Source organism: Shewanella sp. GD03713 (assembly GCF_029843705.1).
Lineage (GTDB): Bacteria > Pseudomonadota > Gammaproteobacteria > Enterobacterales > Shewanellaceae > Shewanella.
Window position 1 is genome coordinate 79,386 of record NZ_JAOCIW010000003.1, and the last position, 12,041, is coordinate 91,426.

At 44.8% G+C, this 12,041-nt stretch carries 14 protein-coding genes; 4 read left to right on the top strand and 10 right to left on the bottom strand.

Annotation, left to right across the window (positions count from 1 at the left end; all coding sequences use genetic code 11):
- Nucleotides 1–82: 82 nt before the first annotated feature.
- The 6 genes from N5E87_RS22885 to N5E87_RS22910 form a co-directional block, all read right to left on the bottom strand.
- Nucleotides 83–406 (bottom strand): hypothetical protein, encoded by a 324-nt coding sequence (locus N5E87_RS22885; protein WP_086903632.1) that lies wholly within the window; start codon nucleotides 404–406, stop codon nucleotides 83–85.
- Between the two features lie 213 nt (nucleotides 407–619).
- Nucleotides 620–820, bottom strand: a complete 201-nt coding sequence (locus N5E87_RS22890) for a hypothetical protein (RefSeq protein ID WP_041413287.1) — start codon at nucleotides 818–820, stop codon at nucleotides 620–622.
- Nucleotides 821–856: 36 nt separating this feature from the next.
- Nucleotides 857–1,279, bottom strand: a complete 423-nt coding sequence (locus N5E87_RS22895) for a hypothetical protein (RefSeq protein WP_086903631.1) — start codon at nucleotides 1,277–1,279, stop codon at nucleotides 857–859.
- A 29-nt stretch (nucleotides 1,280–1,308) separates the two neighbouring features.
- Nucleotides 1,309–1,911 (bottom strand): DUF2913 family protein, encoded by a 603-nt coding sequence (locus N5E87_RS22900; RefSeq protein WP_086903630.1) that lies wholly within the window; start codon nucleotides 1,909–1,911, stop codon nucleotides 1,309–1,311.
- 91 nt (nucleotides 1,912–2,002) lie between these two features.
- Nucleotides 2,003–2,875: a DNA replication terminus site-binding protein gene (locus N5E87_RS22905; protein ID WP_086903629.1), complete on the bottom strand. Its 873-nt coding sequence runs from the start codon at nucleotides 2,873–2,875 to the stop codon at nucleotides 2,003–2,005.
- 335 nt (nucleotides 2,876–3,210) lie between these two features.
- Nucleotides 3,211–3,897 (bottom strand): hypothetical protein, encoded by a 687-nt coding sequence (locus tag N5E87_RS22910; protein ID WP_086903628.1) that lies wholly within the window; start codon nucleotides 3,895–3,897, stop codon nucleotides 3,211–3,213.
- A 143-nt stretch (nucleotides 3,898–4,040) separates the two neighbouring features.
- Between N5E87_RS22910 and N5E87_RS22915 the strand changes: the two genes are divergently transcribed.
- From N5E87_RS22915 to N5E87_RS22930, 4 genes are all read left to right on the top strand, one after another.
- A complete protein-coding gene (locus tag N5E87_RS22915; protein ID WP_086903627.1) occupies nucleotides 4,041–5,189 on the top strand; it encodes a GIY-YIG nuclease family protein in 1,149 nt (382 codons plus the stop codon).
- A gap of 179 nt (nucleotides 5,190–5,368) precedes the next feature.
- Nucleotides 5,369–5,572, top strand: coding sequence for a hypothetical protein (locus tag N5E87_RS22920; RefSeq protein ID WP_037426029.1), 204 nt, complete (start codon nucleotides 5,369–5,371; stop codon nucleotides 5,570–5,572).
- 16 nt (nucleotides 5,573–5,588) lie between these two features.
- Nucleotides 5,589–6,254: a hypothetical protein gene (locus N5E87_RS22925; protein WP_086903626.1), complete on the top strand. Its 666-nt coding sequence runs from the start codon at nucleotides 5,589–5,591 to the stop codon at nucleotides 6,252–6,254.
- Between the two features lie 73 nt (nucleotides 6,255–6,327).
- The gene (locus N5E87_RS22930; protein ID WP_086903625.1) at nucleotides 6,328–7,674 is read left to right on the top strand and encodes a hypothetical protein; all 1,347 of its coding nucleotides are present in this window, start codon (nucleotides 6,328–6,330) and stop codon (nucleotides 7,672–7,674) included.
- Between the two features lie 524 nt (nucleotides 7,675–8,198).
- On the opposite strand, the gene N5E87_RS22935 is transcribed toward N5E87_RS22930, so the two are convergent.
- From N5E87_RS22935 to N5E87_RS22950, 4 genes are all read right to left on the bottom strand, one after another.
- Entirely contained in the window at nucleotides 8,199–9,113 is a 915-nt protein-coding gene (locus tag N5E87_RS22935; RefSeq protein WP_086903624.1) for a DNA cytosine methyltransferase, read from the bottom strand.
- Between the two features lie 206 nt (nucleotides 9,114–9,319).
- Nucleotides 9,320–10,477 carry a Y-family DNA polymerase gene (locus N5E87_RS22940; protein WP_279776109.1) on the bottom strand — a complete coding sequence of 386 codons (1,158 nt, stop codon included), beginning with the start codon at nucleotides 10,475–10,477 and terminating at the stop codon, nucleotides 9,320–9,322.
- An 88-nt stretch (nucleotides 10,478–10,565) separates the two neighbouring features.
- Complete coding sequence (locus N5E87_RS22945) at nucleotides 10,566–11,276, bottom strand: S24 family peptidase (protein WP_256657322.1); 711 nt, start codon at nucleotides 11,274–11,276, stop codon at nucleotides 10,566–10,568.
- Nucleotides 11,277–11,493: 217 nt separating this feature from the next.
- Nucleotides 11,494–11,853, bottom strand: coding sequence for a hypothetical protein (locus N5E87_RS22950; protein ID WP_086903643.1), 360 nt, complete (start codon nucleotides 11,851–11,853; stop codon nucleotides 11,494–11,496).
- Nucleotides 11,854–12,041: the final 188 nt, after the last annotated feature.

The window sequence follows — 12,041 nt, forward strand, 5'->3', positions numbered from 1 at the left end:
GATTCGTTTTACTTGTGAGCTTTTGATCTGAAAGACCGCTTTTCGCTCAGAGCTGCCTGTCATGTCTGCTTAAGAAACGGCCTTAACGTAGGATATTTTCCGTTTTCCAAGCGGACCCCACTTTGGGCCAAAGTTGGTCCGTAAAAAAATTGGGTCTATCTTCTAAAATCCCCAAATAATGCCCCATAGAAGTATGGTGACCATTTAACAGGTTTCCCCAGGAAACCGCAGGAATCATCCCTTGTTCGTGTCCCACAATAAGGTCGTATGGCACCGTTTCATAGGTAATGTGGCCCTTATCGATAACCCAGCCTCTTTCCAATGCTAATTCAGTTAGGTTTACTAAAACCGCATCGCTGAGAGGGGCGAGTTGAAGAGCATTAAGCTCTCTGAGATTTATTTTCAATTTTCATTTCCTTGCAGGTATTGCCAGCGATTTAAGTGTTTCAGGAAAGCACAAAGGCTTCCGCGGATTTTACGTCTGTAAATACCTGACATTTTCTATCGCTTTTCCACATTCGACGGGTGTTTGGTTCATCGTAAGGCTTAACATCCCAGTATTTCGGAGTCTAAACCTTGAGCTCGACGGGTATGATCCAGCCATTTTTATTGGCGATAATCATTGGCTTAGTCCATGCAATTTATTGGTCAGCATCAACTGTAGAATTTCCAAGTCATTCAGCGCATCAACAACATCACGCTTCGACAGGTTCCCCCACTGTTCCCTCACCCATTTCGACGTAGAGGGGTCGTTCAGGACACGTTGATTAAACAGCTCGCTCGCGTTAAGGGCTCTGTCTGGCAGGATAGAAGGATTCATAGAGTTACGTCCAATACTGTACACAGATTGACATTATCACGCTCTATATTGATTGTGAATATCTTCCGGCATTGCTTTGTTGAGGATATACAAGAAAATCGCCGCCGAAGTGCAGGTGGTAATTACGGTTCCAATGCCATAAATAAATAACGAAATTAACGTGCTACCAAGAAACACGTTCTGAATAACCATCGCCGGAAATGTATTGGTATTATCCATTTTAGTTGTGACCAGTAATGTGGCCAGCGCCAGAAAAGCAGGGGTGTGAAACTCAATAAGCCCTTTATCACTTAGCATATACAACCCAGCCGCCATCAAAGCGATAGCGGCGCCAGACCGGAGTAGAGGTATTGCGTGATTATGTCGATAAGGGAACATCATCCACAACGCCCAAAAGAAGCCTAAGCCGGATAAGTTGCGTACAATATCATGTAAGGTGAGAGTGGATAATTGAATCATAGCGAGAGTACCTTTCAGCTATTTGAGCACTATTGAGCATCCATCCAATGAGCGCTATCGATGACAAATAAGTTGGCAGTGTTGTTTGTTAAAACCATACATTCAATCAATTGATAATCTGAGTTAAACACCTTCTTAAGTGCAATTAAATTGTCCTCTGAAGTGTAGCGATAGTTAATTATCATCGGAGCAATTTGTTGGCCTTCTTCATTAAAGCAATTTTCAATCTCTAAGCGATTAAAGCGGATCTCACAGACATTGTGGTCCACTGTTACTGGTTGCTCGCTGGTTCGGAATTGAATCGGCGTTTCGATAACCTCTATCGCAGTAACTAACCATTCAGCCAACGCCATCATCCTATCGTATTTCACGCTGGAGCTATTGATTGCTGATAGCATTTGATTGATGCAGGCCTCCATATCCTGCCCTTTGCGACCAAGCTGGATAACACGCTTAATATGACTCTTGATTTCACGGTATGACTTGTCATCCACAAAAGGCTTTAACCTTTTTATCAGGATCTCATTGCGGCGTTGCATTGGCACAAATCGGTCTGACTCAGCACAAGTCATATACAAGTGCATCTGCGATGTGTGAAAGACGGATTTAAGCTGCTCTTCGTAACTGTTCATTCATAAGCCTTCAAATTACATTGCTTTACGCACTGTATTACGTCATGGGAATTACGCAAAAATTGACCTAATTACTCTCCGTTTGCGGCTTTTAAACCCGCGCTTCATAGATGGATCCATTAAATGACCCCAGTATTGTTGTCAGTAGCTTATCGGCACGAGTACCGCGTTTAATCGAAGCCTCAAACGTGGTTAGCGGCTTAATCTCTAATGGCACACTTTGCAGTACGATAAGTGGCATGGTGGCGGTGACGGTTTTAACTTCACCCTTTATCATGAGATTGGCCACAGGCTGCGGCTGAATATCCCGACGCGCCCGAATCATCGCTTCTGGGGTGCTTACGATGTTCTCCTTTAACAGAAATAGCTGACTTGGGCATTCATCACCTAGGCGCTTAATATCCGCGTTAATTCGCTCAAGCAATTTGGCCTTATCGACCTTCGACACCACATCCTTTCGCAACCAACTGAACCGCGCCGAGGTCATTGGCTCGTTAAAGCAGCGGATTTGGCGATAGAGATGTAACGCCATGACACCAGGGCAAACCTCGCGTAGTTTCTCAAATCTGTCTGCACGGGCGCTGTACTGAGTGGTGATTTCCTTCTCGATAGCCGCTTTCGCCACGTTAATCCGGGCAATGACATCCATAACTTTGTTAGTGACTAACGGCGATGTGGAGTACCAGAGCACCCCAGGTGTTCTGCGAGCTGACCGCTGCGAGTAATCAGGATGAATGTGTAAGTCACCATAGGCGAGCTTGGCTTTCGATACTGCCGCCTGCCCTAGTATTTCGCTAACCGAGATAACCGTCACCGGCTCACGTTCCTTCTCAACTGTTCTGAGTACGGGCGGGACAGGGGTAACGCTGGCACGAACAGGGGTATTCGAATCCAGCAGGTGATTGAGCTGCAACAATGTGGATTGGATCACTTCATAATTAACCGATAGAATACACAAAGTCATTACCTTAAAGTATTTCTGTTATTGTCTTACTGTAATCCTATTTAGTCCATCATGCAATGTTGTTGACTAACAAAGATAGGCGTACACCCCCACCTCCCGAGTACCTGGATAGATAATTAATTGTGCATATCGAGTGGCGATGGCCTTATTCAAGAAAATGTAAGAGATATTTTAGAAAAGCCTAGGTGCGCCGTGATTTTGGAAATTTCCGCCAAATTCGAGTTAGGACGTTGATAGTCTGGTTTTTTTCTAATTATTGGTATGTTGTGAATGTTAGAAATGCTGTGAGGATACCGCTGTATAAATCTTTGTATGTTGGGAGATAAGGTCAATATTTACTTCCATCCTTCATCAAATCGTTCAGTTAATTGGTTATTAATTGATTGGTACTCGAGTTCCAACTCTTTATCAAATTCAGGATCATCACCTGTCTTTTGATAACAGCCACGCTCTTTAAGAATACAGGTCTCTATCTGAGACAGAGTTGACTTGGTTCTTTCAATTGTTTGGTCAACATTCATCCAGAACTCATCGGAGAGCAGTAGGACTTTTTCTCCCCCTGATTGGTAATTTAAATGAACCTCAAAGGTCTTTACCATCATTTGAAACGTGCCATGAGCAACGGCATTTCGCCATTCCTGAATTTTCTTCAAGTCCTCCTGTAAATTAGCCTTCTTCTTACCGGTGCAATATGAGGTTACATTGAGGATTTTCAATAAAATATCACGCTTTGTGTTGTAACTCATTACTGTAGATTCGATTAGTAATTCATCAAATAAACAATGTCTGTTGTATTCCTCTTCAGAGTGATTCTGACTAGCAAAAAAATAGCTGCTAATAATACTGCCAATATCTGCATCAATATCTGTAGCTGCAGATACGACCATCGCAGCGTTATCTGTGGCATTTTTTGAAATTTCTTGTATTTGGTCAGCGTGGCGCTCCATGTGGATCAATGCATCGCTCACATCAGCAAAATCTAGGGCATGTGAAACTGGCACTTCTTGCTTCAGTTTGTACATAACTATCCCTTACGAATAAAGATAACTCATTGTACATTCGTAGCTTTATTATTCAACGTCACTCTTAATGACCTATTCATTGGCATTGGACACCATACTTATTTGAGCTATATTTATTGGAAATTCTATAGGTTCAATTAAGTATGCCTTCTAATGCCTTTCTAACGATAGGAAAAGCCGCAGACGGAGAATTAATTAGTATCGATGCGGTGAAGAGTGGTAAAACTGACCTCGCCTGCCCCTTTTGTGCCGTGCCGTTGATCGCAGCAAAGGGGCTAGTCAATATTCATCACTTTCGTCATGATGGCGAAACTTGCCATGAGTCACTGCAACAGCTGCCACAAATACCAGGCTGGGATCACTTTCACCTCTGCGTGCCGGATTTCCTTGTTAATGTCTTACAGAATTACGCCGAAGCCCATCCTGGGGAAGTATTTTGGTATGAATCTAAGCATGTTCGTGATCTGTTAAAGCACAATCTTATTGAGACCGACAGTTACACGGGTAAATATCGACTGACCGATGCCGCGTTAATCATCACCGGCCAACTATCGCTGAGTAAATTCAGCAACTGGTTTCGCCGCCAACTCACAGCCCGGATACATAGAAAATCGCAGTTAGTGGCTAACAACGAACTACATCGAGCACACTTTGAGATTGAGGCTTGGCGCCAACAACAGCTGATGGTAGCCACCACCTACTTATTTGAGTTAACCCTAGACAATGGTGAAGTGATTTATAAGGTGGGCCGGACTCGTCGTGAGGTAGACGTGAGACTAGCTGAAGTTGAATCCGAGATGAAAGCCCACTTTAACCAAGGCATCTGCGCCAAAGTATTGCGGTTAATCCCTAACGGCGGTTATCTGGAGCAGTATGTATTGTATCGATACCGGCTATCAAAGAGAGAGATAGGAAAGCATCAAGAATATCTGAGCCTCGATGCGTCAGCGTTGAAACAGCTTAAGGCGGCATTCACCCGCGCAGCCAATGACTTAGCCCCCTTCGATAAGGACGAGCGCTTTATTGCATCTGGGCGTTGGCGTTACGAACCCAAGCGATTAGACGCGGTACGCAAAGGGATTAAGCAGACTGTAGAAAGTGGTAGCAGTTTCGGGCGCCCCAAGGGAACAACCAAGGTCGGCAGCGAGGAATGGCGCAAGCAGTATCAATATGTGATTGATCTGTTAGAGGCAGGCAATCTCTCTCAAGAGAAAATCGCCAGAATGACATTTAATAGCACCTCGACGGTGAAGCGGGTTAAACAAGTTATATCCAAGGAAAGGTCAGATTAACTGTGTCAGAGTTTAACGGAATTATCAGGTGTACTCCGTGCTCTTGCTTATTCATTCTCTCTAGTTTGCATGATGGTCTAAATCAAACTATTTTGGCATCGGTTATATTGGGAATTATCATTTGGTGTTAATGTCTTCCCCAGAATTACATTTGGAAATCTTTTGCTCGGGACGAAACAATGTTACGTGAGATGTTCAACTTCAATAGTGCTAGTGACACAGTGAAAACCTATGTATTGCGCTTACGCCGTGCCAAGCAAATGGAAACTCTGGAGGTGATGGTTGAGCGCTTGGAGGCAGATGCAAAAAACGCCGATGAACGAGCCGACATCGCCCATGCATACAGCATTAGGGAGATGGAGATATCTAACAGTATTGACTAAGCTTAAGTAACCACTTATGGCAAATGAAGGCTGGTTAGCCGTAATTAGTTTAGGGGTAACCTTAACGTTATTATCGCTATTGCGCGACAGGGTATTTTCCACCATTGGGCGTGGTTTGTTGTTTCGTCTTTATGCGGCCCCTGGTGTATTTGTCCATGAACTCAGTCATGCTCTTACTGCAATTCTGGTTCGGTTTACTATTACCAAAATATCCTTTTTCTCACCACAGCCTGACGGTACACTTGGCTTTGTGCAGTACCAGTACCGACCATCATTGATTAGCCCTGTGTTACGTTTATTCGTCGGAATAGCCCCCCTTTTCGGCGGATATGCTGTTGTGTGCATACTTAATTGGTTATTCCAGGCGCCAGCAGCCATTGACTGGTCTGCACTTTATAATTTCGCCGTTGATGAACCGATGCGGTTTGGTTTCTGGATGTATTTCACTTCTTCAGTCGTGGCTAATGCCGTTCCAAGCAAGTTTGATTTGAATAACAGCTATATTGCTCTGTACTGCCTGTGTTTTGTGATTGGATCTCTACCGCTCAGTTACACCCCTCTATTTAATTTACTTGGCCCTATCATGGCATTATGCTTGTTTGTAGTGTCACTCTTTGCTGCAGCGTTATCAGGAGTATATTTCTGGAGACAGCTTTCAAACATCAACATGTGGCCACGTTAGTAATCACTACCGGTTATCTCCAAATTTCGAAACTAGAGCCGAGTAAAACTAACTCAAATAAGAGTGTTATTCGATGCAAAAAGAACCGCGTATTCATCATCTCTATGTAGCAACGGCGAAATACCTTTTTGCTCATCCCAAGCACGGTATCGTTAAACTCCTTGACCCAATGACGGTCAGTGACGCCAAGCGTTACCAACTAAGCCCTATTTTACTTTACGGTCTCACAGTCGCGGGCCTACCCATTCGCTGGATGACATTTGCACCAATTGACGCGCCAATTGCAATTAAAGGATTTTTGGCCAATGCTTGGGAGCTCGCCAAAGGGTTAAGGGGCTTGCCAGATATTGTGCGCGTAAACAAGTATCTACATGAAGCTTGCCCGTTACTTGCCGAAGCACTGCAACCACTTGGCGTAGAACTGCAAGTTACTGCGCCTAATGATAGATCACACCCAGGCTCACTAAGGTCTGCGCAAGAAAGTGCGCAATATATCTCCATGACATCGAGTTCGGCTCCGCCCCAACCGCAAGAAACACCTTTTGATACCTTATCTCGTTATGCGAAAGATGATCATCTACTAAATGTCCGAATCGCGCCAAGTTATCACAGCGGTAAAGAGGCATTTAAAATTATGCAATGGCTACAGCAACCAATTCATCCCTTGAGCGCACCACTCAATGACACCGAACTCGATTGGCAAACTGGGGATTGGTTGTCGTCGTGGGAAAAGTCGCTACCAGAATCCGGGCCTCGCTATTTCAAGAGAGATTCAATTGACAACTTCATGTGGTTAATGAGCGGCACGAACGCTGACTATATCGAACTGAGCGATGATGATGAATATGAACACAGCGATAACACTGCAGAACTGATAAAAATGCTTCTCGCAAATTGGCCAGGCAAGATGGTTGATATTGCCAAGCAATGCAACATTACTCTAAAAGAGCTTAATTGGTATCTCCGAAGCGCGGCAACATTGCCACCAGCCTCCCTATTTGAGCTAAAGCGTATCCTGGGGATTGGGATAGATCTTGAATACTTAGCCCAAACAATCAATGGGCCATACGTCTTGATGGCCAACAAGCCAAAAGCACTTTCAGATTTCTATAACGAATATACAAACGGTGGTAATGCAAGTTCTTTTGAAATTATCCCTGATAAGGCGCATGCCGACCCAAGTTATCGTTATATGTTGATTTGCCCTTACAGCAAACTGCCTAGCTTACTGATGGTGCCGCGGGGTTCATCAATTGCAGACCGTATTCCAGAACTATTGTTTAACTACGAAGGCGTTAGGCGTGTTGACGCAAAACTTTATCGAGAAGCAGTGAGTACCTGTGCGGCAGTTGCAGTAAACCCTACGAACAACATTGCAATCATGTCAGAATTCACTTCGAAATATCCCTTCGAAGAGTAATATCGTACTAACATCTAAGTCTATTACCGGCCACTTGAAAATATCAATTCTGAAGCAGGTTTAAACGCAAAGAAGAAAGCAACACTGCCTAAGGCAAACCCAACAATTGAGCCTAACCACGCATTTTCGCATCCTATTAAGTCGTGGAAGGTAAACCCGCACAGGATTGAAGCCACGATATAAAGACCTAAAAATACTGCCTTGTACATGAACACCTCAAAAGATTTATCTGAATTATTTCGCGTTGCACTATGTTCGTTTGCCGATGTTGAGTGTTGCCATAATTAAACTTGCAAATACAAACCATAGTGCCGCTTGGTGTTGGTCAAATACCATTGACAAGATTATCGCCACTCCTAGTAATAGGATGTTTAAGATCATAACTTTTATACTTTTCATAGGTGATCCTTACTACAAGCATTTAAATTTGGTGGAATGATACCACAGCACTTTAGTCGCTCTCTTTCCAGTAGATTTTCAATGAAAACTCCAAAATCTTGCTGTTACTTTATCTGCCCAGCTAATTACGCAGCTTTTAAAACAGCGCTTATAACTTCTTTTGCCATGATCGGCGGTACAGCGTTGCCAATCATCATTTTTGTTGCCGTAGCAGATGCCGGCCACTGATAACATTCATCAAAGGTTTGTGCTGCTGCTAGCTCTCTAATACTCAATGGCCGAATTAAATCGCCAATGACCAGACTGTGCTTGTTGACAGTGGTAATAGTGCCTATAGGGTTGTCAATCGAACGTCCAGACCTAGCGCTTCCGTAAGCAGCATCAAGAAACACCTCACCAAACTGCTTCCGTCCATTAGTGACTCTTTTCTGTGTAGCTAACACACGATTAGAAATATGGTCCCACTTGTACGCATGCATGTCCATGTCTATAAAACTTCTAGCTGCTATTGGCCTTTTTTCTGGCAGATCTAGAACTATCGGTTTCGTTGTTCTAGTGGCTACGATGAATAGACGCTCGCGATTCTGTGGCACTCCCAAGCGGCTTGCGTTTACATGGTTAAACGATAGAGAATATCCCAATGACCGCATCGCATATTCCCACGCACCAAAAAGCTCCCAACTCAGAAAATCTGCCACATTTTCAATCACAGCTATTGGGGTCCTATGCACTTCTAGGCAACTCACAACGGCCCAAGCAGTTGACCGACTCAAATCAGCCTTCTTGCTGGATTTCTTCTTTCCCGCTGCTCGACTGTGTCCCTGACAACAAGGGGAAGCAAGCAAAATATCGTGTTCTGGTACTAACGACCAGTCTGCTTGATGCAGATCTTGACACTTATGTGCGACCTCTGGATGATTTAGCTCATGATATTTAACTACTAACGGGTTGTGATTAGCCGCCCACAACATGCGTAGTCCAGCCATCTTTCCGCCGGTTGTGTTCCCCCCTGCTCCAGCAAATAGGTCTATTCCCCGCATGGCTTCACCCCGTTAAACCTACGGAGTGCTTCTTTCGCTCTCTTCTTACAAGTCTCCCAGGATAGCCGTTTATCTATTTTTCGATAGTCTTTGGCCAAAGACTCAATTTGCAACTCTAAATCTGATTTTAACTGCATGATGCTCTCCTAAATTCGTTGAGAGTAATCATCACACTAGCTTTAAATGAGGCAAATTTTACTACGTTGCTAACAGCGAATGGTTGGAATTTCATTCCAATTTGTTAGATAAGATGGACTCAAGAACGCTCGCCGCATCTGCCATTTTTTCTCAATGCCATTGGCGGCGACGAACACGGCACCTTTGCCCATTTGCTCGTTTAATCTGTCCATGACTGACATCAACGCTGGTTTTCCCAGGTTGTCGTTGAACATATCGAGCTGCAAGCCTGGTTCTATATCTAATAGCCCTACCCCAACGCGATAGTACGGCACTGCGGCATAACATGACTCAACCGCAGAGGTAATTTGCTGACTGATGATCATGCTGTCACTGGTGGGAGCTGGTAAATGAATTGTCCGACTGAAACCACTAACACCATGCTTGTCATACGCGGATGTTTGAGCAAAAAATACCAAGCAACGTGCTACCGATTTTTGACCCCTTAGCTTTCGAGCCGCTTCACACGCATGGAATGACAACGCCTCTTTTAACCCCGCTATCGTCGTTATTCGCTGGCCAACTGAGCGTGTGGAGAATATCTGTCGCTTATTAACGGGCATATCGTCCCAGTTAAACGCCTTTGTCCCATTCAATTCGAAAATTGTTCTTTCGATGTTAACGCCAAACATTTTCCTCGCGGTCTTAGTCTTCATTTGGGCCAACTGCAGCGCAGTATGAATCCCCATCGAACTTAGCCGCTGACCAATTCGTTTACCCACTCCCCACACATCGGTAGTCAACATCGCCCCTAAGATGGCTTCGCGATTGTGCGCTTTAATCACGCAAACACCGCGATAGCCTAAGCGCTTCGCTGCATGATTTGCGGCTTTCGCCAGCGTTAAAGTATCCCCTAGCCCGACACCAATAGGCAATCTGACCTCGCGCCAGACATCGTGCCTGAGCTTGCGGCCTAATACTGAGAGGTTCTGTGGTGTGTCATCATTCCCAAATTCAGCAAAAATCTCGTCTATCGAATAGGGAAAATACGAATAGCACTCTCTCGAGGCGACTCTCATAAACTGGGTGCTGATTTCGGAATACAACGCATAATTGCTCGAGCATACTACCACGCCATTTGCCCTGCAGAACTCGGCCACTTGAAAGTAAGGCGTGAATTTCTTTAGTCCCAACGCGGCTGCTTCAGGGCTTAACGTCACGGTCATGCCGTCATTGTTCGAGACCACAATCAAAGGCTTACCACGATACAGCGGATTAAAAATCTGTTCGCATGAACTGTAAAATTATTACCGTCGCAAAGCGCGATAATACTGCTCATAGCAATAAACTCGGTTGTTTAAGCAGTCGAATTGATGCTGGCACAACACCCTCACACCAAAATCTATCATCCGGCTTTATTAACACCGGCTCAAAATCGTCGTTAGCCGATAACAACCTGCTATTTGTGAGATCGAGAACTTTACAGACAAATTCGTTTTCATAAATCGCAATGATGACATCGCCAGAACCTGCGGTGAGTTGACGTGAAACTATCAGGATGTCACCTGAGTGAATGCCCACCCCCGTCATAGACTCCCCTCTCGCACGGCCCACAAACGTGGATTCGATCAGAAGGTCATCAAGGCTTTTCAACACTAGAGGATCGCGTTTGCGTCGATGAAAGCGCACGGAACAAATGGCCACGCCCTGAATCTCTATCCCGTCTGTGACTGATATTTCGGAATAATGAGCATTGGTATTGGCATGAAGTTGATGATGATCTAGCTGTCGACAAACGGTTTCGCCGTCAACGAGCGCCAAAACGACATCTCCCCGCGTCGCAGTCAATGACTTATCAACGACCAGTAGATCTCCGGTAAATAGCCCAAGACCCGTCATAGCGTCGTCGGTAACCTCTGCAAATACCGTTGCTGATGGGTGTGAGACAATAAGATTATTGAGGCTTAGCGCCTTCTCTTGGTATCCAGCGGCGGGGCTCTCAAAGCCGTGTATGCCTGCCGATGCCAGACCAATGATGACGTTCATAGGATAAGTCACAAACACTGTACATAAATACAGTATAGCTAATTATTGAAACATCGAAAATCCCGAAGATGATTTTTTGCGTAAAGAATACATGGAAGGAACAAATATTAAAAAGATAAGCACCCCATTACAGGGTTAGAAACTACTGCTTGGAAGTTGGGCCTACTACCATCGGGGTTGTAGGCCTCACTGTTTTGAAGAGTATTAGACAGGTGATTTATCGCGTGTAAGTCTCAAACACTCGCTCAATATCCAGCTTGAACGCATCTAGGTCAGGCATTTCTCCAGTATGCTCTACGTACCCCCAGAAGAACTCAGCAAGCTCAGCCACAACGTCGAATACCGCAAGCCCTGAGAATGCTTTACCCTCGGCATAGAGATCTTCTCCTTTTTGCCAAAACGCTTCAGACAGCGCAAACAGCTCCATCACAAAGTCATCTTCCCCCATCCCCAACACTTCACCAATGACTTGCTCGTTGGGGCTCGTCGTCAACACGGCATTGGTCAGATAGTAGTGGTACATAGCGACCTCTGCATGATTGCGCGGTGCTGTTGGCGTAGTTGCTAGTTCGGTCACTTTTTCTGTCCCATTCAGTTGATGTAGGAACATTCTATTACGCCGCCCAATTCTGGCAAATTTCAGGATTTACCCTCATATATCAGCATCATAAGCAGCACGAAGGACGCAAAATACAAAGGGAAACGGGAAACACTGTTTCCATGAAAACACCGTTTCCCTTGCAGAGGGTTGAGTAACTGGCTACA